Annotated in this window: 16 protein-coding genes and 1 pseudogene; 11 read left to right on the forward strand and 6 right to left on the reverse strand. The window is 71.0% G+C overall.

Annotated features, from left to right (window positions below):
- Nucleotides 1-7: 7 nt before the first annotated feature.
- The 6 genes and pseudogenes from AB0924_RS11105 to AB0924_RS11130 all read left to right on the forward strand — a co-directional run bounded on the left by AB0924_RS11105 (nucleotide 8) and on the right by AB0924_RS11130 (nucleotide 7,757).
- Complete coding sequence (locus AB0924_RS11105; RefSeq protein ID WP_366911227.1) at nucleotides 8-1,306, forward strand: transcriptional regulator; 1,299 nt, start codon at nucleotides 8-10, stop codon at nucleotides 1,304-1,306.
- 578 nt (nucleotides 1,307-1,884) lie between these two features.
- Nucleotides 1,885-2,448 (forward strand): fasciclin domain-containing protein, encoded by a 564-nt coding sequence (locus AB0924_RS11110; protein ID WP_358928593.1) that lies wholly within the window; start codon nucleotides 1,885-1,887, stop codon nucleotides 2,446-2,448.
- A gap of 79 nt (nucleotides 2,449-2,527) precedes the next feature.
- Nucleotides 2,528-2,890, forward strand: a pseudogene (locus AB0924_RS11115) (helix-turn-helix domain-containing protein); the annotation flags it as partial.
- A gap of 329 nt (nucleotides 2,891-3,219) precedes the next feature.
- Nucleotides 3,220-6,165 carry a glycosyl hydrolase gene (locus AB0924_RS11120; protein WP_366911193.1) on the forward strand — a complete coding sequence of 982 codons (2,946 nt, stop codon included), beginning with the start codon at nucleotides 3,220-3,222 and terminating at the stop codon, nucleotides 6,163-6,165.
- Nucleotides 6,166-6,316: 151 nt separating this feature from the next.
- Entirely contained in the window at nucleotides 6,317-7,204 is an 888-nt protein-coding gene (locus tag AB0924_RS11125; protein WP_358930930.1) for a slipin family protein, read from the forward strand.
- Between the two features lie 43 nt (nucleotides 7,205-7,247).
- Nucleotides 7,248-7,757 carry a glutathione peroxidase gene (locus AB0924_RS11130; protein ID WP_358930928.1) on the forward strand — a complete coding sequence of 170 codons (510 nt, stop codon included), beginning with the start codon at nucleotides 7,248-7,250 and terminating at the stop codon, nucleotides 7,755-7,757.
- Nucleotides 7,758-7,903: 146 nt separating this feature from the next.
- Here the strand turns inward: AB0924_RS11130 and AB0924_RS11135 are convergent, their stop codons facing one another.
- From AB0924_RS11135 to AB0924_RS11145, 3 genes are all read right to left on the reverse strand, one after another.
- Entirely contained in the window at nucleotides 7,904-8,095 is a 192-nt protein-coding gene (locus AB0924_RS11135) for a DUF397 domain-containing protein (protein ID WP_358930926.1), read from the reverse strand.
- Between the two features lie 189 nt (nucleotides 8,096-8,284).
- The gene (locus tag AB0924_RS11140) at nucleotides 8,285-9,142 is read right to left on the reverse strand and encodes a helix-turn-helix transcriptional regulator (RefSeq protein ID WP_358930924.1); all 858 of its coding nucleotides are present in this window, start codon (nucleotides 9,140-9,142) and stop codon (nucleotides 8,285-8,287) included.
- Nucleotides 9,143-9,404: 262 nt separating this feature from the next.
- Nucleotides 9,405-10,160, reverse strand: coding sequence for a GPP34 family phosphoprotein (locus tag AB0924_RS11145; protein WP_358930922.1), 756 nt, complete (start codon nucleotides 10,158-10,160; stop codon nucleotides 9,405-9,407).
- Nucleotides 10,161-10,341: 181 nt separating this feature from the next.
- Between AB0924_RS11145 and AB0924_RS11150 the strand changes: the two genes are divergently transcribed.
- The 3 genes from AB0924_RS11150 (at nucleotide 10,342) to AB0924_RS11160 (ending at nucleotide 17,100) form a co-directional block, all read left to right on the forward strand.
- Entirely contained in the window at nucleotides 10,342-13,206 is a 2,865-nt protein-coding gene (locus tag AB0924_RS11150) for a D-alanyl-D-alanine carboxypeptidase (RefSeq protein ID WP_366911194.1), read from the forward strand.
- A gap of 183 nt (nucleotides 13,207-13,389) precedes the next feature.
- On the forward strand, nucleotides 13,390-15,360 hold the full coding sequence (locus AB0924_RS11155) for an MFS transporter (RefSeq protein WP_366911195.1): 1,971 nt from the start codon (nucleotides 13,390-13,392) through the stop codon (nucleotides 15,358-15,360).
- A 180-nt stretch (nucleotides 15,361-15,540) separates the two neighbouring features.
- Nucleotides 15,541-17,100 (forward strand): sodium:solute symporter family protein, encoded by a 1,560-nt coding sequence (locus tag AB0924_RS11160; protein ID WP_358930916.1) that lies wholly within the window; start codon nucleotides 15,541-15,543, stop codon nucleotides 17,098-17,100.
- Nucleotides 17,101-17,119: 19 nt separating this feature from the next.
- Here AB0924_RS11160 and AB0924_RS11165 read toward each other — a convergent pair whose 3' ends face one another.
- A complete protein-coding gene (locus tag AB0924_RS11165) occupies nucleotides 17,120-18,235 on the reverse strand; it encodes an ADP-ribosylglycohydrolase family protein (protein WP_358930914.1) in 1,116 nt (371 codons plus the stop codon).
- Nucleotides 18,236-18,499: 264 nt separating this feature from the next.
- On the opposite strand from AB0924_RS11165, the gene AB0924_RS11170 reads away from it, so the two are divergent.
- A complete protein-coding gene (locus tag AB0924_RS11170) occupies nucleotides 18,500-19,033 on the forward strand; it encodes a DUF2165 domain-containing protein (RefSeq protein WP_358930912.1) in 534 nt (177 codons plus the stop codon).
- On the opposite strand, the gene AB0924_RS11175 is transcribed toward AB0924_RS11170, so the two are convergent.
- On the reverse strand, nucleotides 19,026-19,589 hold the full coding sequence (locus AB0924_RS11175) for a hypothetical protein (RefSeq protein ID WP_366911196.1): 564 nt from the start codon (nucleotides 19,587-19,589) through the stop codon (nucleotides 19,026-19,028). The two genes, AB0924_RS11170 and AB0924_RS11175, sit on opposite strands and share 8 nt — an antisense overlap.
- 70 nt (nucleotides 19,590-19,659) lie before the next feature.
- The gene (locus AB0924_RS11180) at nucleotides 19,660-22,245 is read right to left on the reverse strand and encodes a bifunctional FO biosynthesis protein CofGH (RefSeq protein ID WP_358930908.1); all 2,586 of its coding nucleotides are present in this window, start codon (nucleotides 22,243-22,245) and stop codon (nucleotides 19,660-19,662) included.
- A gap of 284 nt (nucleotides 22,246-22,529) precedes the next feature.
- Between AB0924_RS11180 and AB0924_RS11185 the strand changes: the two genes are divergently transcribed.
- On the forward strand, nucleotides 22,530-22,925 hold the full coding sequence (locus AB0924_RS11185; protein WP_358930906.1) for a nitroreductase/quinone reductase family protein: 396 nt from the start codon (nucleotides 22,530-22,532) through the stop codon (nucleotides 22,923-22,925).
- Nucleotides 22,926-23,054: the final 129 nt, after the last annotated feature.

Consider the following 23,054-nt stretch of genomic DNA (forward strand, 5'->3'; position numbering starts at 1 on the left):
GGAGCCGGTGGAGCCGGTGGAGCCGGTGGAGCCGGTGGAGCCGGTGGAGCCGGTGGAGCCGGTGGAGCCGGTGGAGCCGGTGGAGCCGGTGGAGCCGGTGGAGCCGACAGAGGCTCACGGCGTTGGCAGTGCCAAGCGCGGCATCGACAGCGACAGCGACCGGGGCGGCAGCGACGGTGACGGGGGCGGCACGAGCGGTCCACCGCCGCCGCGGCTCGGCGCGGACGCGCCCGACGCCGGGCCGACCGGTTCCGGCGCGCCCGACACCGGGCCCTCCGCCTCCGTCGCCCCTCACGCCGGGCCGGCCGCTTCCGACGCCCTCGGGCCGGGCAGGCCCGAGTCGGCGGCCCCGCTGGATGCGGACCGCTCGACCGGACGGTCCTGGTACCGCCGTCGCCGTACCGTCGTCGGAGCCGCCGCCGCGACCGTGCTGATGGTGACGCTGGGCAGTCTGTCCGCGCTGTCGGCCGACCGGTCCCACGACGATCCGGCCAAGGCTCCGGGTCAGTCCCGTACGCCGGGAACCGGTACGTCACATCGCCCCCCGGCCACCGCGGCCCGACCCTCCCCCGGCCGTTCGTCTGCCTCGCCCTCCACGGGAGCACGGGCTTCGGGGAGTCCCGGGGCGAAGGGCGGACCGGCGGCGGGGTCGAAGAGCGACGCCCCCGTCGTGACCGGTGTGCCGCTCGCCCTGACCACCGACTCGCTCGTCTGGGACGGCGGTTGCGGGCACGACTACGTCATCGACAAGGAGCCGGCCCAGGTGCCGCCGCCGCCGGTGCAGCAGGACGCCGGGGTGTGGGCGGCGACGCAGGGAGCGGTGCACGGGCGGCAGACGATGGTGCGGATCTCGGTGCAGGGGAAGTCGTCCACGGCCGTGGTCCTGGAGGCCCTCCGGGTCCGTGTCGTCAGCCGTGGCACCCCGGTCACCGGCAACGCGTACGCCATGGGCCAGGGTTGCGGCGCCGACCTGACGCCCCGTGACTTCTCCGTGAACCTGGACGTCAACCGCCCGATCGCCCACGCGCGTCCCGGCTACGACGGCGGGACGCCCGTACCCGCGGTGCCGCTCCCGTACCGCGTCTCCGCCGAGGAGCCGGAGGTGTTGCTGGTCACCGCGACGACCGAGGCCTACGACTGCGAGTGGTACCTGGAACTCGACTGGTCCTCCCAGGGCCGCACCGGCACGGTCCGTATCGACGACCACGGCCGTCCGTTCCGCACCAGTGGCATCAAGGGCCTGCCCCACTACTGGTACGGCACGAACGGCCAGGGTGTACGTCAGTGGGTGCCCACCGGCTCCTGACGTGCGCCGCACGCCTCTGAGCCGGCGGCCCATCACGATCGCCCGTGGATCACGCTCAGGCGCGGGAGCGGCCCCGGGGCACGATGCGCGTCGCGGCGGTCACGCTCCGTTCGATGAGAGGGCACGCCGCGCATCGGGTTGCGGCGAAGAGCGAACCGACTACCGCAAACCGGGACGCAATCAAATAGTTATACCGCCCTTCAACCACTTTTGGGGTGAGGGCGATCCCGGCATGCGAGCCGCGGTCGCGTGCCCGGTGGCCAACCGTCTTCCAGGTGCGAAGAGTTGACGGTCGCGCGGAGCGGGCGACCGCCAGGTCCCGGGAGCACCCGTGCGGCGGCCTCCGATCGGTCACGGCTCGGGGCCCTCGGCGTCCAATTCCGGGCGCCCGCGCTCGAGATGCGGTCACCGGCATCTGCTGGATACGCTCGCTGAGTGGCCGGGTGACGATGGCCCGAGGCAAGGCCCTGGCGCGGCAGCCGCCCCACCCGGCCCGCGGAGACGAGGACGGCCGAAAGTCCGAGCCTCCGCAGTGCTCACGCCTCCATGGGAGGAAGGTCGCGATGAGGTCCACCCGTATGCGTAAAGCAAAGGCCGGCGCGGCGGCGCTGGTCGCCCTGCCGCTCGCGCTCGTCGTTCCGGCGTCGCAGAGTCACGCACAGGACGCGTCTCCCAGCCCGTCGGGGACGTTCGGTTCCGGCTGCTCGGCGCTCTCGCAGAAGGTCGACACGGTCAAGGACAAGGTCGTCGACGCCGCGTCCGCGTATCCACAGCTCAGCCAGCTGGTCTCGGCCGCGGTCAGGGCCAAGCTGACCGACACCCTGAACGGCAAGCCCGACGTCACCATCTTCGCCCCGAACGACCAGGCCTTCAAGAACGTCACCGCGTCGCAGCTCGCCTCGCTCCTCAGCGACCGGGGGCAGCTGAAGAAGGTGCTGACCTACCACGTCGTGGACAAGCAGATCACCCCGAACGAGCTCTCCGACGGCTCCTTCACCACGGTGGAGGGCGGCAAGCTGACCACGTCGGGCTCCGGTTCCGACTTCAAGGTCAACGGCAAGGCGAACATCGTCTGCGGCAACATCAAGGCCGCGAACGCCACGATCTACGTCATCGACCAGGTTCTCCAGCCCCCGTCCTGATCCTGCCCGCACGCGTGAAGGCCCTCCCGTCCGGCTTCCGTTCTAGTGGTCGTCGCAACACCCCAGTTCAGGGGATGCGATGGACTTCGAGGTTCGGGAGCTGCGGACAGTGGCTCAGGGCCGCAGGCAGCTGGTGCGTGAGCGGGAGGCATACTCCCAGCTCATGCAGCAGGGCCTGAGCAACAAAGAGGCATGCCGGATCGTCGGCATCAACGAGAAGACCGGCCGGCGCCGGCGCAACGGCCGCAGCGCTGATCGCAGGCAGAAGGCGGCACCACCGATCAACACGGTGGTGCCGCCTCCTGGTCTCTCCAGATACCTGCGCGAGGAAGACCGGATCCACATCGCCGATCGGCTACGGGAGAAGGCCACCATTCGGCAGATAGCGGCTGAGCTGGGCCGCAGCCCGTCCACCATCAGCCGCGAGATCCGCCGCAACCGGCGTCAGGTGGGCGGCCAGTACCGGCCGCACGCCGCCCAGGCCCGCGCCGATGCCCGCCGCCCCCTAGAAAGCACCCGGTGGACGGGAGGGCCTTCACGCGTGAGCACGGGGTGACGGCCGGTCGAAGGATCATTGCGCTTTGTATTGACGGTGCCTCAGGCCATCCCTAGCCTCCCGTGCTTGAGAGCGCTCTCAAGGCACTGGGTTCCGGGCTCTCCGCCACAACGGCCTGCGATATGAAAGGCCGGCCCCGTCACTCGTTCAACGGCCCACCGTATCTGCCGGCTCGGGCCGTCCGTACGCCTCGCCCCGTGCTGAAGGGTCCTCCCATGTCAAGAGACAGTGTTCAGCCGTCAAGAGCGGTGCCGTGGTCCTCGCCCTGGCGGCGGGCCGCCGTGTTCGTGGCTCTCGCCGCCCTCCTCGGGGCGGTCCTCACCGTGCTCGACTCCGCGAAGGCCGGCGCCGACCCGGTGGGTGCGGGCAGTTACACCACCACGGCGCCCGGACCGCTGCCCTCCGGCTGCGCGGACCTGTCCACCGACCCGCGTCACTGGGTGACCGCCAACGCCCCGTCAGGCACGGTCCCCACCCACGACTGGTGGTCGTCGATCCTCTGGAAGCGCACCAACTGCGCCTACGGCGAGCCCCTGTTCGCCCAGCCGCTCGGCTTCCGGGCCCGGTCGGAGGGGCTGGGCGTCTCCTACAGCACCAGGCCGACGGTCTCCGGCAGCGGCAAGGGCGTGGGCGAGTACCACTTCGAGTACAAGGAGGACTTCGTCGCCGGCGTCTCCGGTCTGGCCGCCCCCGAGGTGAAGGTCGACGACTGGAGCGACTGGACCGTCAGCCCGTACCTCAGCGACGGCGCGCACACCCTGCGGGCGACGATCGGCTCCGGCCTGCCGTTCGCCTACTTCCGCGCGACGGGCGGCGACGCACGGATCAAGGCCGCCTCCGGGGCGACGGTGGACGTGTGGTCCCACTCCGGCTCGACGCTCGGCTACTCGGTCGACGGGCACGACTACGTCGCCTTCGCCCCGGCCGGCGCCACCTGGTCGGTCAGCGGGTCCACCTTCACCTCCTCGCTCGCGGGCAAGGACTACTTCTCGGTCGCCGTGCTGCCGACCACGCCCTCCACGTCGGCCGCCGACCGCACCGCGCTCGCGGACGCGTACGCCGAGTACGCCCACGACCCGGTCACCGGCACGGCCGTGTCCTACCGGTACGACGAGGCGAAGAGCACCGTCACCACCACGTACCGCTTCACCACCGACGCCCTCGAGGGATCGGCGACCGGGACGGTGGCGGCACTGCTGCCGCACCAGTGGCGCCATCTGTCCGACGGCAGCCCTCTGCCGCAGACCTATGTCTCCTCCCGCGGTCCGCTCAAGGTGCTCACCGGCGTCACGTCCTTCACCACGACGATGGACTTCCACGGGGTGCTGCCCGAGATACCGGCGGTCGCCGACAGTTCCGGCGCCGACGCCGCGCTCCTGCGGGACTACCTGAACGCCGAGAAGGCCGACCCGACCCGTCAGGTGAGCGACGACACCTACTGGACCGGCAAGGGGCTCGGACGGGCCGCACGCCTGGCGGAGATCGCCGACCAGACCGGCGACACCGAGGTGCGCGACGCCGCTCTGTCCGCCATCAAGTCGAAGCTCACGGACTGGTTCACCGCCTCGCCGGGCAAGACGGGCCGGCTGTTCTACTACGACGGCAAGTGGGGCACACTGATCGGCTACCCGGCCTCCTACGGGTCCGACCAGGAGCTGAACGACCACCACTTCCACTACGGCTACTACATCGCCGCCGCCGCGACCCTCGCCAAGTTCGACCCCGCCTGGGCCGACGCCGATCACTACGGCGGGATGGTCGACCTGCTCATCCGGGACGCCGACAACTACGACCGGACCGACGAACGCTTCCCGTTCCTACGGGACTTCGACATCTACGCCGGCCACGACTGGGCCTCCGGCCACGGCTCGTTCGCCGCGGGCAACAACCAGGAGTCCTCTTCCGAGGGGATGAACTTCGACAACGCCCTCATCCAGTGGGGCATCGCCACCGGGAACAAGGCCGTCCGGGACGCGGGCATCTACATGTACACCACCCAGGCCGCCGCCATCGAGGACTACTGGTTCGACGTCCACGACCAGGTCTATCCGGAGGGCTTCCAGCACAAGGGGGTCGGCATGGTGTGGAGCAACGGCGGCGCCTACTCGACCTGGTTCTCCAGCGCCCCCGAGCAGATCCAGGGCATCAACCTGCTGCCGGTGACCGGCGGACACCTCTACCTGGGCGACAACCCCGCCCACGTCAGGGCCAACTACCAGGAGATGCTCGACCAGGCCGGCAAGACCCAGCCCGGGATCTGGCCCGACATCTGGTACGAGTACCGCGCCCTGGGCGACGGTGACGCGGCCCTGGCCGACTTCCGCGCCCACAGCTCCCTCACCTCCGAGGAGGGCGAGAGCAAGGCCCACACCTTCCACTGGATCCGCAACCTCGCCGCGCTCGGCACCCTGGACACCGGGGTGACCGCCGACTCCCCGCTGAGCGCCGTCTTCGTCAAGAGCGGCGAACGCACGTACGTCGCCGCCAACACCACGGCCACGGACAGCACGGTGCACTTCTCCGACGGCACCACCGTGCGGGTGCCCGCCGGGAAGACGGTCACGGCCGGCGCGTACACGTGGAGCGGCGGCAGCGCACCGGGCGGCACGAGCCCCACGCCCACCCCCACCCCCACGGCGACCGCGACGCCTTCGCCGAGCCCGACGCCTTCACCCACCGGCGGGACGGGTTCGTCGCCCACGCTCTACCCGGACGAGGACGGGACACTGACCGGCACCGCGGGTCCGGCGGGCTCCGTGACCGTGGCCTCCGCCGACGGCGTCAACCATGACGGCACCCCCTACAAGCCGACCGTCTTCACCGCGACCGGACTCGCCCTCAAGTACGTCGACGGCCTGACCCGGTTCGACCTCGCCGTCGACGCCCGGAACGCCGTCGGCAACGGACCTCAGGCACAGGTGTCCTACGACTGCACCGGCGACGGCACATGGGACCGCGTGGAGACCTACCGGTACTTCGCCACCGACCCGGTCACCGGCTGGGAGCACTACACCGACCGAGCCGGAACCAGCTCCACCACCGGCACGGCATGCGACCTGAAGAACGGAACCGTGCAGGTGAAGGTCTGGAACGCCATCGGCAACGCGCCCACCGTCCTCGGTACCGGAGAACGGTCGGTACTGCGACTGCCCTACAGCTGACGCACCACGCGCCGGTGGTGGGGAAACCCGCCGCCACCGGCGTTGCGTCGGCCCGCATTCTTGACGGTTTCATGACGCGGGTGGCCGCACCCTTTGCCGCCGGGCCGGTGTCCTATCCGGTGTCTCTGCCTGAAGTGAGGATTGGAGTGCCATGGAAGGCACCGTCGTCGCAGTGGTCGTGGTGGCCGCTCTGCTGCTGATCGTGTTGAAGAGCGGAATGCGCGTCGTCAACCAGGTGGAGCGTGGTGTGGTGTTCAGGTGGGGCAAGGCCCTGCCGGCGCACCGGCAGCCCGGCGTCACCTTCCTCATCCCGTTCGCCGACCGGATGCGCAAGGTGAACGTGCAGGTCGCGACCATGCCGGTGCCCACCCAGGAGGGCATCACGCGGGACAACGTGTCGGTCAAGGTCGACGCCGTCGTGTACTTCCGGGTGACGGATCCGGTGCGCGCCGCCATCGAGGTGCAGGACTACGTCTTCGCCGTCGGGCAGGTCGCCCAGTCCTCCCTGCGGTCCATCATCGGCAAGAGCGATCTGGACGATCTGCTCAGTGACCGGGAGCGGTTGCACGAGGGCCTGGCGCTGATGATCGACAGCCCGGCCGCCGGGTGGGGCATCCACATCGACCGGGTCGAGATCAAGGACGTGCAGCTTCCCGAGTCGCTGAAGCGGTCCATGTCACGGCAGGCCGAGGCCGAGCGTGAGCGGCGGGCCCGGGTCATCACCGCCGACGGTGAGTTCCAGGCCGCGCAGCAGCTCGCCAACGCCTCGCGGATCATGTCCGACACCCCGGAGGCCATGCAGCTCCGTCTGCTGCAGACGGTCGTCGAGGTGGCCGCCGAGAAGAACTCCACGCTGGTCATGCCGTTCCCGGTGGAGCTGCTGCGGTACTTCGACCGGGCCGTGAAGAAGATCGACACCGAGATCGGGGAGAAGGGGCAAGGGGAAGGGAAGGGGCAGGCGCAGGAGCAGAGCGTCGTGCCGGAGCAGCAGGCCCGGGCAGGGGAGCAGCAGGCGCCGGAGGGTGTGGAGCAGGGCTGAGCCGTCCGGGCCGGCCGGTGGCGGAGCGGGCTAGCATCCGGGCATGACTGCTACTGACCACAACGGTTCCGTGCTGGACATCGAGATCGGAGCCCTCCAGGGCGGCTCCGCCAACCTGCCGGGCTACGCCGGCCAGGCCGTGCTCATCGTGAACGTGGCCTCCAAGTGCGGGCTGACCCCGCAGTACACGGGTCTTGAGCGGCTGCAGGAGCGGTACGCCGAGCAGGGCTTCACCGTGCTCGGCGTGCCCTGCAACCAGTTCCTCGGGCAGGAGCCCGGCACCGCCGAGGAGATCGCCGAGTTCTGCTCGGCCACGTACGGGGTGACCTTCCCGCTGACCGAGAAGGTCGAGGTGAACGGGGAGGGGCGGCACGCGCTGTACGAGCGCCTCGTCGGTTTCGCGGACGGTGAGGGGCACAGCGGGGAAATCCGCTGGAACTTCGAGAAGTTCCTGATCGGCCGGGACGGACAGGTCGTCGCCCGGTTCTCGCCGCAGACCGAGCCGGAGGCGGCCGAGGTCGTCGCGGCCATCGAGGGGCAGCTCGGCCGGTAGTACCGGACGAAGGACTCGATGGGCGCGCCGCTCAGGTGCGTAGAGCCCTCTCGGCAAGGACGGCGACTGGTCGAGAGGGCTCTGTGAGTGACGCTTGTGCAGTTGTCGTCGAGCGACGTCTAGGCGCGAGGGGCAGAGAGAGCCCCCTAGGCCTTGACCGAGGCGACGAAGACGTTCCACGCCGCGGCGGGGAAGGCCAGGATCGGGCCGTCGGTGACCTTGGAGTCGCGTACGGCGAGTTCCACGGTGGTGGGCGACTTGACCTCGACGCAGGCTCCGTTGCCCGCGGAATAGGAAGACTTCATCCAAGTCTCCGAAGCGCCCTGAACCAGTGCCATGTCCACTCCTGTTGCCAGTTGCTGTAGTGCGGTTCGCGCCAACCCTGTCGTCTGATTGGCGTGATCGACGCTACCGGGCAACTGCCGCCTGCGGAGTAGTCGTTCACTCAAGCGGATGGCATATTCCAAGTGAGCCTTCCGCTGGAGTGGACCAGTGGTGTACGATCCCGCACTTTTGCGGGCCATGGCTCACTCGGCGTACCCCTTGGCCACCTTCGCGATGAGTTGCCGGGACTGTTCCACATTGAGGGACTGTGCCCGCAGATGTTCGTACATCACGGCGTACTTCTGCACGTCCGGCGCCTTCTCCAGGTACAGGTCGCTGGTGACGCCCTCGAGGTAGACCACGCTCGAGTCGGCGGCGTCGGTGAACTCCAGGATCGCGTACTGGCCGTTGAGCCCCGGATGGGCGCCCACCTCGAAGGGCAGCACCTGCACGGTGACGTGCGGGAGCTGGGACATCTCGACCAGGTGCTCCAGCTGTTCACGCATCACCAGCCGGCTGCCGACGACCCGGCGCAGTGCCGCCTCGTCCAGCACCACCCACAGCCGCAGGGCGTTGCCGTCGGCGGTGATACGTTCCTGTCGCCGCATGCGGACCTGCACGCGCTTCTCGATCTCGGCCGTCGACGTCTCCGGCAACGCGCCCTGCACCAGGGCCTCCGCGTAGGCGCGGGTCTGCAACAGGCCGGTCACGAGCTGGGGTTCGTACACCCGCAGCGACTCGGCGTCGGTCTCCAGGCCGATGTACACGCTGTACGGGATGTCCCCGAACGTGTGCCACCAGCCCTGCTGGCGGGAGTCACGGGCCATCTCCATCAGCGAGTCGACGATCCGCTGGTCCTCGACCTCGTACACCCCGCACAGGTCGCGCACATCGCGCTGGCTGATGCTTCTGCGGCCGTTCTCCAGCCGGCTGATCTTCGACTGCGACACGAGCAGCCGCTCCGCCACCTCTTCGGCCGTCATGCCCTTGAGCTCGCGGAGCCTGCGCAGCTCCTGGCCCAGCCGGCGCCGCCTGACGGTGGGATTCACATTGGACGCCACGGGACGTGCACCTCCGGCTGCCTGCCTGTACTGACCACTTTGCGTATCTGCTGTTGAGCAGACTGCCACCAAGGCGCTTTCCACCGCTGGGAAACGGCGGATATGCAGCGCTTACGCGCCGATGAGGGCGCGGCCCGGCGCTCCGGACACGGCCGAGCGGGGCGGTGAGACCACGCGGATCTCACCGCCCCGCTCGAACCAGCGGCTCCCGGAACGGGTTTCGGGGACTGCGTACCGGTGTCGTGGGGACCGGCGGTGCGGCTCAGTGGGTCACGGCGCGTGCCATGGACCCGCGGTGCGGCTGCATCGGGACCCCGCGCGCGGGTTCCGCCGCGCCCCTGGGCCCGGGCCCCGCCGGACGTCCGGCCGTGGCCGGACCACGCCGTGGCTGGGCCACCGCGCCGTTCTGCACGTCCATCACGGCGTGCGCCACCAGCCCGCCCATGGGGTCGTGCCGGATCAGGTCCCGCAGCCGGGAGCGTGAGGATCGTCCCTCGTTCCCCGGATACAGGTGCTTGCCGAGCCCGACCGCGTGCGCCAGCGCGGCGAGCGCCGCGGTCCGCGGGTCCGGCGGTACGCCGGTGCGGATCGCGTTGTCCAGCCGGGCTCGGATCTCCCGGCTGATGTCGGTGTCCGTCGCCTGGTAACGCGTCGTAGGCAACACCCCGCACATCTGGCCCGGTACGGCGGCGACCATGCCGCACCGCTCCAGGTGCGACAGGTAGATCTGGCGGAGCCCCAATCGCGGCCCGCCGATCCAGTGGACGGCACGCACGGGAGCGCCACGCCTTCGCAGCAACTCCAACGCGCAGTCCAAAGTCGGATCTCCAGTCGGCCGTGGCACCACCACGGCGATACGATCCCCGTCTGGGGCTATCCGTCCGGCCAGCGCCAGCTCCACTAGCTGTGCTCCGGCCAGACCGAGGTCGAGCGACTGCGGCTGTGCAGTGGTACCCGTGGCCGGGTCCAGTGCCAGCAGCAGAAGCTCCTCCGGAATTGTTCTGCGGCTCCTGCCCATCCATGCCTCCCCGCGTGGATGAATGACAGGGTGACCCCTCTCACATTGGTCTGTCGAGGGTGCGTGACCGGTTCGTAAGGGAACCGGCAAGTATGTCGTTCTCGTCTACCGCAGGGGCCAAGTCCTCACACAGGACACTGGTACATGGTTCGGACAGGGCGCGCGAGTGTGCGTGCGGCGCATGGAGGAGGCATCGGTGGCGGGCGAGTCCCCCGACAGGTCGAAGCAGCGCGAGTCGTCGGCGGATCCGACGTCGGGGAGCGCGGGTTCGGTTCCCGAGGCGCGCGATCCGCGTCTCGCGGTGTCCCGAGAAAAGGATTCCTCGGGTGCCGTCGACACGGCGACGAAGATCCTTTCGGTGCGGGACGGGAAGGCCTCCGACGCCTCGGAGAAGTCCGGGCCCCGGCCGCCCGAGGAGGACCAGGACTCAGACCTCCGCGAGGCGGTCTCGGCGTGGATCCGCTCGGCCAAGAACCCGGAGACGGAGTCCGGCTCGGACGACACGGCGACCGCGAGCGACGCCTCGCAGGCGGAAGCGGGCACGGAGACCGAGCCGAGTCCCGCCGCGGCCACGGAGGCCGGTACGGCCCCGGAAGCGGGCGTGGAGACCGAGGCGGGGCCTGAGACGGGCGAGGACGCCACCGAGGACGAGGCGCGGGCCCCGAAGGGCTCCGACGCGAAGTCCGGTACGGACGCCGACTCGAAGTCCGGTACGAAGTCCGGGGCGGACACGGAGACGAAGTCCGGGGCAGGCACGGAGACGAAGTCCGGGACCGGCACCGGGGCCAGGGCGGCCGCGGGGCCGGACGCGAAGTCCGGCAAGTCCGGCGCCGAAGCCGGCGGCGAGACCGCCACGGGCTCGGACGCTGAGACGGGCACCGACGCGCAGGCGGACGACGACGCCGGCTCGAATGTGGACGCGGACCCGGACCCGGAGAGCGCCACCGGCGCGAAGGCGGCCGAGGGCGCCGCCGCGAAGTCCGCCACAGGCGCGGGCGCCGGCGCCGCTTCCGCGAACGCCGACTCGGGCACGGAGCCCGGCACCGACGCGGGCACGGACGCCAACACCCGTGCGAAGACCGCCGCAAGCGCCGACACCGACACGGCATCGGCGAACACCGACGCGGACACAGAGCCCGGCACCGCCGCGGACCGCGACGCCGACCAGAAGGCCGACGCGGGCACGGACGCGAAGGCGGACGCCAACGACAGCGCCAAGGCCGTCGAGGGCCCGGACACGGCTCCCACGAAGGCGGGCGCCGGCACCGGGGCCAAGGCCGCCGCCGGCGCCGACGCGAAGGCGGCCAAGGTGGCCGGCGCGAAGGCCGCCGCGGCCGCCGCCCGGGCCGCGAAGGCCGCCGCGGAGGCGGGTGGCGCCACCAGCGCACCGAAGGACGCCGACGGCGAGGACGCCCCGCAGGGGCCGCCCGCGGCCGACGACGAGAGCCGCACGGGCGGTGCCGGTGCGAAGACCTCGACCGCCGAGGGCGAAGCCGGGGCGAAGGGCGTCGACCAGCCCACCACCGCCTTCAAGGCCGTACGCCCGAAGAAGCCCGAGGTCGACCAGCCCACCACCATGCTCAAGCTCGGCACGGCCAAGCCGAAGCCCGAGCCCAAGGCTGGGACCAAGGCCCCCGCCGGGCCCCCCGCCCCCGAAGCGGAGCGCACCAGCAAGTTCGTTCCGCTGCGCAACTCCGACCTCACCGCGCCCACCAGCGCCGTCCCGCAGGTCGGCCCCGAGCGCACCACCCAGCAGCCGCTCCCGCCCAAGCCCCCGCTGGACCTGCTGGCGGAGCTGACGAACACGCCCCCGCCGCCGGAGACCCCGGTCCGCACGCTGGTCCGCCGGGTCAAGATCTGGACGCCGCTGGTCATCCTGCTGGCGATCGTGTTCGCGGTCGTACAGGCGATGCGCCCGCTCCCCCAGCCCACCCTGGACCTCACCGCGAAGGACTCCTACACCTTCGAAGGCGCCAGGACGGACATCCCGTGGCCGGCCCAGGGCCAGGCCGCGCTGGACGTCCAGGGCATCGGCACGTTCGGTTCCTCGGGCACCCAGAAGCCCGTGCCGATCGCGAGCGTCGCCAAGGTCATGACGGCGTACCTCATCCTGCGCGACCACCCGTTGAAGAGCGGGGCCGACGGCCCGAAGATCAAGATCGACCAGGCGGCCCAGGACCAGTCGAAGGCGGGCCAGGAGTCCACGGTCGACGTGACGGCCGGCGACAGCATCTCCCAGCGCGAGGCCCTGGAGAGCATCCTCATCGCCTCCGCGAACAACGTGGCCCGGCTGCTCGCGCGCTGGGACGTCGGTTCGGAGAAGGAGTTCGTCGCCAAGATGAACTCCACCGCCAAGGGCCTCGGCATGAGCAACACCACGTACACCGACCCCTCGGGTCTGACGAACTCGACGGTGAGCACGGCCGTGGACCAGGTGAAGCTGGCCAAGGCCGCGATGGAGGAGCCCGCGTTCCGCGAGGTCGCGGCGATGATGTCGTACGACGACTACAAGGGCGTCAACCACTCCAACTGGAATCACCTGGTCGGCCACAACAACGTCGTCGGCATCAAGACCGGCACCACCACCTCCGCCCTCGGCAACCTGGTCTTCGCGGCCAAGCAGGAGGTCGGCGGTGAGACGCGGACCGTCGTCGGCGCCGTGGTCCGCCAGCCCGCCGGCGGCTCGGACAACACCATCCTGAGCGGAGCGCTGGACGCGGCCGACAAGCTGATCCGCTCCGCGCAGGGCGCGCTGAAGTCGGCGACGGTGCTGAAGAAGGGCGACGTCGTCGGGTACGTGGACGACGGGCTCGGCGGCCGTACGCCGGTGGTGGCCACGAAGGACGTCGCCGCGGCCGGCTGGTCGGGCCTGAAGGTGAAGCTGTCCTTCGCCTCCGACGTCGTGCCGCACACCGCGAAGGCCGGTACCAAGGTCGGCTCGCTCACCGTGGGTGACGGCGGTGCCGGTGCGGTGAAGGTGCCGGTGGCCCTGCAGAAGGACCTGGCCGAACCGGGTCTCACGGACAAGCTGACCCGCCTCGGCTGAGCCGGCCCCCGGCCCACCCGGCACGCACCCCGTCGACGGAGCCCCTCGGCGGGGTGCGTGCTAGCGTCACGAAACGGGGCAGGTCGACGGTCGGGGAACGGGACCGCGAACTGAACGGGAAACGGCCGGGAACACGAGGGACACGGCCGAGAACAGAAGACGGGACACGGGGAGTGCCTTCAGGTGGCCACAACCGAGCGGACACGCTCCGACGACGCCGATCCGGACCCGGGATCCGGCCCGCGAATACGTCCGTCCGCGACTGACGCGGACGGTCGTCACACCGGCCACGCGGACAGCCGTCACGAGGACCGCGCGGGCGGTCACCGCGACGACCGCGTGGCACGGCACCGCGTGGCACGGCACCACGGCGACCGCGCGGGCGGCCCCGCCCCGGCGCGGCAGAGCCTGCCGCTCATCCGTCTGCGCCTCGCCGCCGAGCCCCTCCGGCAGCGGTTCCTGCGGCACCCCGTGCTGTCCGTCACCGTCCTGTCCGGCGCCCTGCACATCATCTGGTTCTTCACGTTCGCGAACAGCGGCGGCGACCTCGCGGCCCAGGACGCCTGGGCCGAGTTCGTCGGCCGGCATCCGGACTCGGCGTACAACCTGGCCTGGTACGGCGGCATGCACCCGGTGTCGTACAGCGTGGTGTCGCCGTATCTGATGTCGGTGCTCGGCGTGCGTACCACGATGATGCTCGCCGGGACGGTCTCGGCGGGCCTGCTGACGCTGGTCCTGCTGCGCAGCCGGGTGGTGCGGAACCCGCTGTGGGCCTCGCTCGCCGGGGTCCTCGCGCTGGTCTGCAACGCGGTGTCCGGGCGGGTGACCTTCGGGCTCGGCACCATGTTCGCGCTCGGCTCGGTCGCCGCCGTCTTCTGCTGGCCGCACCGGTGGCGCTACAAACGCTGGGCGAAGGCGCTGGTGGCCGCCCCGCTGGCCGCGCTCGCCACGATGTCCTCGCCGGTCGCGGGGCTGTTCGTGGGCCTGGTCGCGGTCGCGCTGTTCCTGCAGAAGCGGCGCCCCGGCGCGTGGGCGCTGGGGCTCGCGCCGTCGGCGGTGGTCGCCGTGTCGGCGTGGCTGTTCCCGTTCTCCGGCACCCAGCCGATGACGTTCGGCTCGGTGGTGATGCCGCTGCTGTACGGCCTGCTGTGCCTGTTCCTGGTGCCCAAGGAGTGGATCACCGTCCGGCTGACGGCGGGCGTCTACAGCCTGGGCGTGGTGCTGGTGTGGCTGATCAACTCGCAGATCGGCTCGAACATCTCCCGGCTGCCGATGCTGTTCGCGGGTGTGACGCTGGTGGCCGCGCTGCCCTACACGGTGCCCCGTTCACGCAAGTGGTACGTGACCGTGCTGGCGTTCCTGGGCTTCGCCGGCTGGATCGGCTTCAAGTCGGTCGACGACATCGTGCACACGACCCCGACCGCGTCCTGGGCCCGTGAGCTGGCCCCGCTGGTCAACCAGTTGCAGAACGTCGGCGCCGAGAAGGGCCGCGTCGAGGTGGTCCCGGCGCGCTCGCACCGGGAGGCGTCCGCGCTGGCGCCGTACGTCAACCTGGCGCGCGGCTGGAACCGGCAGGCCGACATGGAGCGCAACCCGCTCTTCTACGACGACACCCTCAACTCGGCGAACTACCACGAGTGGCTCCAGCGGTGGGCCGTGCACTTCGTGGTGCTGCCGAAGGACAACCCGGACGGCAACGGCGGCGGCGAGCGCGAGCGGACACTGCTGCGGCGCGGGATGCCGTACCTGCGGCAGATCTGGGGCGACGCCAACTGGCAGTTGTTCAAGGTGACCGACCCGGCGCCGCTCGCCGAGCCCAACGCCGTGGTGGACCGGGCCGAGCAGGGCGAGATGACCCTTCAGGTGCGCGAGCCCGGGCGGATCCTCATACGGATCCCGTACTCGCCGTGGCTGAGCATCGTGGACGGCGAGGGCAAGAGCCTGAAGCCGCCGCAGGAGACGGACGCCTCGAAGCACCGGGACGAGGGCACGCCGAGGACGTACGTGAACGTCAACGGGTGTCTGACGGAGACGGCGGAGGACGCGAAGGGCGACCGGTGGACGGTGCTGCTCGCGCCGAAGGCCGGGACGTATCACCTGGCCGCGCCGTACCAGTTGCCGCGCGGCACTCCCTGCCCCGACGAGCTGAAGTAGGACGCCCGGGCCCCCGGCCGGGGGCCTTCCCACGCATCTCGCCGTTCATATAGGTGAACACGGATCATCACATCGAACATTTTTACCCTCTCTTGACGTTCCCCTTCCTTGCCGTGCGTACACCTCCGAAACCAGAGTTCACATGCCTGACCCTGGCCCGCGAACTCTGGAAGGGGACACATGAACGGTCTCGACTGGGCCGTGCTGATCGGCTACTTCGGAGTGATGGTCGCGATCGGCGTCTGGTCGCACAAGCGTGTGGACAACGTCTCCGACTTCTTCACGGCCGGCGGCAAGATGCCGTGGTGGCTCTCCGGCATCTCGCACCACATGTCGGGCTACAGCGCGGTGATGTTCACCGGGTACGCGGGCATCGCCTACACCTACGGCGTCACCTCCTTCGTCACTTGGTCCTTCCCGATCGCGCTCGGCATCGCCATCGGCGCCAGGCTGTTCGCGCCGCGCATCAACCGGCTGCGGTCCCGGCTCCATGTGGCATCGCCACTGGAGTACCTGAAGAACCGCTACAACCTCTCCACCCAGCAGGCGCTCGCCTGGTCGGGCATGCTGCTGAAGATCGTGGACGTCGGCGCCAAGTGGGCCGCGATCGCGACCCTGCTGTCGGTGTTCACGGGTGTGTCGCTGAACCAGGGCATCCTCATCACCGGCGCGATCACCGCCGTCTACTGCACGATCGGCGGCCTCTGGGCGGACGCGCTGACCGAACTCGGCCAGTTCGTCATCCAGTTGCTGGCCGGTGTGTCGATGTTCGTCGCGGTCGTGCTGAAGCTGAGCGACAAGAACATCGGTCTCTTCGACGCCTTCGACCACCCCGCGCTGCACGGCCACGGCAAGCCGCTGGTCGGCCCGTACGGCACGGTGTTCCTGCTCGCCTTCCTGTTCATCAAGCTCTTCGAGTACAACGGCGGCATGCTCAACCAGGCCCAGCGCTACATGGCGACGGGCAGCGCGCGGGAGGCCGCGCGGTCGGCGCGGCTGTCGGCGGCGCTCTGGCTGGTGTGGCCGGTGGTGCTGTTCTTCCCGATGTGGATGTCCCCGCTGCTGGTCCACGCGCAGAAGCCGGACGGCTCCGACTCCTACGCCCTGATGATCGAACAGCTCCTGCCGCACGGGCTGCTGGGCCTGGTCATCGTCGGCTTCTTCTCGCACACCATGGCCATGTGCTCCTCCGACGCCAACGCGATCGCGGCCGTGTTCACCCGGGACGTGGCGCCGGTGCTGTCGGCGCGGGCCCGGGCGTGGGGCGAGCGGTCGGGGCTGATCGCGGCCCGGGTGACGACCGTCGTCTTCCTCGGCCTGTCCATGGCGGTGGCGACCCAGGTCAACTCCCCCGCCTTCAAGGACATCATCACGGTCGTCATCAAGTGGGTGGCGGGTCTGATGGGACCGATCGCGATCCCGATGATGCTGGGTCTGCTCCGCCCGTTCCGCCGCTCCGGCCCGACTGCGGCGCTCACCAGCTGGGCGGCGGGCCTGCTCGCCTTCTGGCTGGTGAACTACCCGATCAACTGGCAGGTCGACGGCGGAGTCCCGCTGCAGTACCAGGTCTCCATCCCGCTCGCGGTCTCCCTGGTCCTGTACGTCCTGATCGGCTACCTGAAGCCGGAGGACACCCCGGAGCGGCTGGCGGTCATCGAGAAGGTCAACACGGACGGGGACGCGGCGGTGGCCGTGCCGGTGCCCGCGAGCGCCGGGGACGACGTGGTGGGAGCGCCGTAGGAGCCGCCGCCGGGACGGTTCAGGCCCGGGGGTAGCGGGCCAGCCAGCCCGGCGAGGACCCGGCGGGGCCGTGCAGGGCGGGGCCCTGGGTCATCTCCATCGCGAAGTCGTCGGCCAGTTCCAGCACGGTGGGGCGGCCCTCCAGCTCGGCCAGCCAGGCCGGCGGGAGGGCCGTGTCGCCGTGCAGGGCGCCGAGCAGGCCGCCGGTCAGGGCGCCCGCCGCGGCCGAGGGCCCGCTCTGGTTGACCGCCAGGCACAGGCCGTGGCGTACGTCCTCGCCCACCAGGGCGCAGTACACGGCGGCGGCCAGCAGCCCGTCGGCGGTGCCGTCGCCGGCCAGCTCCTCCACCCGGCCCGGACCGGGCAGGCCCTGCCGTACCGCGCCGAGCGCGTGCTGGAGGGCGTCGGCGACGGGCTGGTGGCCGGGGCGGGCGGCGAGCAGGGCGAGGGCCCGCTGCACGGCGGCGTCCAGGCTCTCGCCTCGGGCGAGGCCGTGCATGATGACGGCGTACGCGCCCGCCGACAGGTAGGCGATGGGGTGCCCGTGGGTCTGGGCCGCGCACTCCACGGCGAGCTGCGCCACGAGCTGGGGCTCCCAGCCGACGAGGAGGCCGAAGGGCGCCGAGCGGGCGACGGCCTCCGGGCCCAGCTCGCCGGGGTTCTTCGGGGTGTCCAGGGTGCCCATGGTCTCGTCGCCGAGACCCAGGAGCAGGGCCCGGGTCGGGTCCCGGCGGGCGTACAGCCACTCCTCGCGGGCCAGCCAGCCGTCGTCCTTGCGGCGCTCGTCCGGACCCCAGTCCCGCTGGGTGGCCGCCCAGCGCAGGTACGCCCGGTGCAGATCGGTCGGCGGGTGCCAGGCGCCGGTGTCGCGGCGCACCTGGGCCCGTATCAGCCCGTCCACCGTGAAGAGGGTGAGCTGGGTGTGGTGGGTGACCGTGCCGCGCCGGCCGTGCCCGAAGGCGAGGTCGAGCAGGCCCTCCCCGCCGTAGGCGGCACGGATCTCGTCCAGGTCGAGCGCGTCGGCGGGCCCGCCGAGCGCGTCGCCGACGGCCACGCCGAGCAGGGCGCCGCGCACCCGGCTGCGGAAGTCCTGCTGCTCGGCGCGGCCCCAGACGGCACCGGACATCGCCTCCATGCAGGCCTCCTCGGCACCGTCCGTACGTACGACGCCCAGCACTGTAATCGAACGGGGAGGGCCGGTTCACTGGGGCGAATCGGTCCCGCCCGGTCATTCCCGTACAGCTGTGAGCGCTTCCACCGCGACCGGGGCGGCAGTCGGCGGGATCGCGTGGGGCCAGGGCGCGCTGACCGGCCCACGGCCTGAACTCGGCCTGAACCAGGTGGGATTCTGGCGCGATGCGCAGGGGAGATCTCGTCGCGTGACGGGGAGAATCCAGCCATGACCACCACCCCCACCACAGCAGCCACCGCCACACGCACCTCCGGTACCGGTGCCCATCTGGCCGCCGGTGTCCTCACCGGCGTCGTGGCCCTCTACATCGCACTCGTCGCGGTAGGGAACATCACCGACTTCGGGACCAACCAGCAGTTCGTACGGCATGTGCTGGCGATGGACACGACGTTCAAGGACGACAGCCTGATGTGGCGGGCGATCACCAGCACGGCACTCCAGGACACCGCCTATGTGGCGATCATCGCGTGGGAGTCGGTGGCGGCGCTGGTGCTGATAGCGGGCACGTACCTGTGGGCGCGGCGGGACCACGACCGGGCCCGGCGGTTCTCCGCCTACGGGCTGCTGATGCTCGTGCTGCTCTTCGGCGCCGGGTTCATCGCCATCGGCGGCGAGTGGTTCGCCATGTGGCAGTCGAAGACCTGGAACGGGCTGGACGCGGCGACCCGGGTGCTCGTGCTCAGCGGGGTCGCGCTGATCGTGAACCTCCTGCCGGGCGGACGGCGGGGAGACGCTAGCTGACGACGGTCACCTTGGCGCCCGTGTCCCCGAAGGACCACAGGGCGGCGCCGTCCTGCTTGCGCATGCGTATCCCGCCCAGCTTCTGACCGCCTGCCGGCGGGGGCGAGGAGCCGTCGAGGGCGTTGGAGAAGGCTATGTTCACGCCCTCCACCTTGGTGAAGTACATCACGTGCTCGATCTCGACGCCGTCCGAGCCCTTGAGGGACTGGGTGCGCAGGGTGACCGAGTAGCCGCCGGGCCGCGGGCTCACCGTGCCCGGCCACACCGTGAACGTATGGGCCGCGTGGCCGGTCGCGTCGACCAGCCACACCCGCTTCTGGCCGACGGAGTAGACGATCCGGCGGCCCGACCCGGAGCCGTCGGGCAGGGCAGGCGGAGCCGACGGCTTCGGGTCCGCGGACACGTGCGGGCGCGGCGACGCCGACGCGCTGGGCCTGGCCGCCGAGGCCGTGGGATGCGGCCCGTGCTCGGCCTGCACGCCAAGGGCGACGACGGCCGCGGTCGCCGCCACCGTCAGACCGGAGACCCAGGCCCACGAGGGCAGTCGGGCAGCCACGGGTACGCATCTCCTCCGCTATGGATCCCCTTGTCGGAACCGGGGTCGGATCATCGTACTCAGTCCGCTCTCAGTCCAGGACCGGCAGCAGGTCGGGCAGGTGGCCGTCGGAGGCATCGGCCGCCCGCCGCCGCTCCTCGGGCACCTCGCCGTACAGGGTCGTGCGCGGCTTCGCCGGCCGGCCGGCCGCCTCCGCCACGGCGATCAGATCTCGGACCGACTTGTACGAGCCGTAGGAGGAGCCCGCCATGCGGGAGATCGTCTCCTCCATGAGCGTGCCGCCCAGGTCGTTCGCCCCGGAGCGGAGCATCTCCGCGGCGCCCTCGGCGCCCAGTTTCACCCAGCTCGTCTGGATGTTGGGGACCCAGGGGTGCAGCAGCAGCCGCGCCATCGCGGTCACCGCCCGGTTGTCCCGGCTGGAGGGGCCGGGCCGGGCGATGCCCGCCAGGTACACGGGCGCGTTGGTGTGGATGAAGGGCAGGGTGACGAACTCCGTGAAGCCGCCCGTCTCGCGCTGGATCCCGGCCAGGGTGCGCAGGTGGCCCAGCCAGTGGCGGGGCTGGTCGACGTGGCCGTACATCATCGTGGACGAGGACCGGATGCCCAGCTCGTGGGCGGTCGTGATCACCTCGGTCCAGGTGGCCGTGGGCAGCTTGCCCTTGGTGAGCACCCAGCGGACCTCGTCGTCCAGGATCTCCGCCGCCGTGCCGGGGATGGAGTCCAGGCCCGCCTCCTTGGCGGCGGCCAGCCACTCGCGGATCGGCATGCCCGTCCGGGTGGCGCCGTTGACCACCTCCATCGGCGAGAACGCGTGGACGTGCATCCCGGGGACGCGCTCCTTCACCGCCCTCGCGATGTCGAAGTAGGCCGTGCCCGGCAGGTCCGGGTGGATGCCGCCCTGCATGCACACCTCGACCGCGCCCACGTCCCAGGCCTGCTGGGCCCGGTCGGCGACCTGCTCCAGGGAGAGCGTGTAGGCGTCGGCGTCGGTACGGCGCTGGGCGAAGGCGCAGAAGCGGCAGCCGGTGTAGCAGACGTTGGTGAAGTTGATGTTGCGGGTGACGATGTACGTGACGTCGTCACCCACCGCCGACCTGCGCACGTCGTCGGCCACCCGGCACAGCGCGTCCAGCGCCGGGCCGTCCGCGTGCAGCAGGGCCAGCGCCTCGGCGTCGGTGAGACGGGTCGGGTCGTCGGCCGCCGTGCGCAGCGCCTGCCGAACGTCGGTGTCGATGCGCTCAGGAGCCATGCCGGGCGCGGCCGCCTCGCGCAGCGCCTCCCAGTCGCCGTACACCTCGTCGAAGTCGGCGCGCCGGTCGGCGGTACGGCCCTCGGTGTCGATCGCGGTGTGCAGGTCCGTGCGGCCGGTGGCGGTGAACGCCTCCTCCGGCTCCTGCCAGGGGCGTCCCTCGACCACCGCGTCCGGCCGCGCGAGTCCGGTCTCCGGATCGGCGAGCGCGTCCACGTGCGGGCGCAGCCGCGGGTCCAGCCAGGGTTCGCCGCGCCGGACGAACTCCGGGTAGACGCAGAGGCGTTCGCGCAACTCGAAGCCGGCGGCCCCGGACCTGGCGGCGAGTTCCTCGATCTGCGGCCAGGGGCGTTCGGGGTTGACGTGGTCGATGGTCAGGGGCGACACCCCGCCCCAGTCGTCGATGCCGGCGCCGATCAGCCGCTCATACTCTCTGTCGACGAGGTTGGGCGGGGCCTGCAGACAGGCCGAGGGGCCCATGATGTGCCGGGCCACGGCCACCGTGGCGACCAGGTCGTCGAGTTCGGCGTCCGGCATGCCGCGCATCGCCGTGTCCGGCTTGGCGCGGAAGTTCTGGATGATCAGTTCCTGGACGCCGTGGTAGGCGCGGGAGACCTTGCGCAGCGCGAAGAGGGACTCGGCGCGTTCCTCGTAGGTCTCGCCGATGCCGATCAGCAGGCCGGAGGTGAAGGGCACGGAGGAACGTCCCGCGTCCTCCAGCACCCTGAGCCGTACGGCCGGTTCCTTGTCCGGGGACCCGAAGTGCGGACCGCCGGGCTCGGACCAGAGCCGGGTGGCCGTCGTCTCCAGCATCATGCCCATCGAGGGGGCGACGGGCTTCAGGCGCTGGAAGTCCGTCCAGGTCATGACGCCCGGGTTGAGGTGGGGCAGCAGGCCCGTCTCCTCCAGGATGCGGATGGAGACGGCCCGTACGTAGGCGATGGTGTCGTCGTAGCCGTGCGCGTCCAGCCACTCGCGCGCCTCGGGCCAGCGGTCCTCGGGCTTGTCGCCGAGGGTGATGAGGGCTTCCTTGCAACCGAGGGCGGCGCCCTTGCGGGCGATGTCCAGCACCTCGTCGGGGGACATGAACATCCCGTGGCCCGCGCGGCGCAGCTTGCCGGGGACGGTGACGAAGGTGCAGTAGTGGCACTTGTCGCGGCACAGCCGGGTGAGGGGGATGAAGACGCTCTTCGAGTAGGTGATGACGCCGGGCCGGCCGGCCGCCTCGAGGCCCGCGTCACGCACCCGGGCGGCGGACGCGGCGAGACCGGTGAGCGCCTCGCCGCGGGCCTGGAGCAGCACCGCCGCCTCTGCGACGTCGAGGGCGACGCCGTCCCGGGCACGTTTGAGGGCGCGACGCATGGAGTTCTCGGTGGGGCCGGTTCCGGAGGTCGCGGAAGTCGTCATCCCTTGAGCATACGTTCGGGGTGATCAACGCACAGGGCCCGCCGCCCGTGCCCCGCTCACGGAAGTGGTCCGGGTCGTCGTCGGTGCCGTCGGGGCCACGGACCTGACCGTATGGCCGTCCGCGGACGCGCCCATCGAGCTCCCCGTTGCGATGGTCCATGACCGCGGGGGAGGCTGACACCCGTCAGTCACAGGAGAGTCCAGGTGTCCCGGGGCCCGCACGGGGTCGGCACGGCATCCGTGCGGGGCCCTCGACGCCGTCAGAGAGCGGGAGATCCAGGGACATGCCAGAGCGTGCGGACCTCAAGCAGCGCGTCGTCACCCGGTTCCAGCGGTATCTCGCCAATCCGCTCAACCGGCGCCTGCCCTTCCAGACCCTCCTGGAGACCACCGGCCGCAAGAGCGGTGAGGCCCGGCGGACCCCGGTGGGCGGGCGCCGGGCCGGGGAGTCCTTCTGGATCGTCTCGGAGTTCGGCTACAAGTCGCAGTACGTGCGCAACATCCAGGCCGACCCCCGGGTCCGCGTCCGCGTCGCCGGCCGCTGGCACCACGGCACCGCCCATCTGCTGCCCGACGACGACGCCGTGGCCCGCCTGCGCTCCCTGCCCCGCTTCAACAGCGCGGCGGTCAGGGCGTTCGGCACGGATCTGCTGACCGTACGGGTGGACCTGGCGGACTGAGCGCGACCGCCCCGGCCGCACGGTCAACCGAAGGACCCCTCCTCCATCTGGGGAGACGGTGTGCAGACCATGTGGACCCAGGTGTACCGGTCTGTGATCGGCGTCTCCCGCTGCTGACGCAACCGCCCC

The sequence above is a fragment of the Streptomyces sp. NPDC047869 genome (genome assembly GCF_040704065.1).
Lineage (GTDB): Bacteria > Actinomycetota > Actinomycetes > Streptomycetales > Streptomycetaceae > Streptomyces.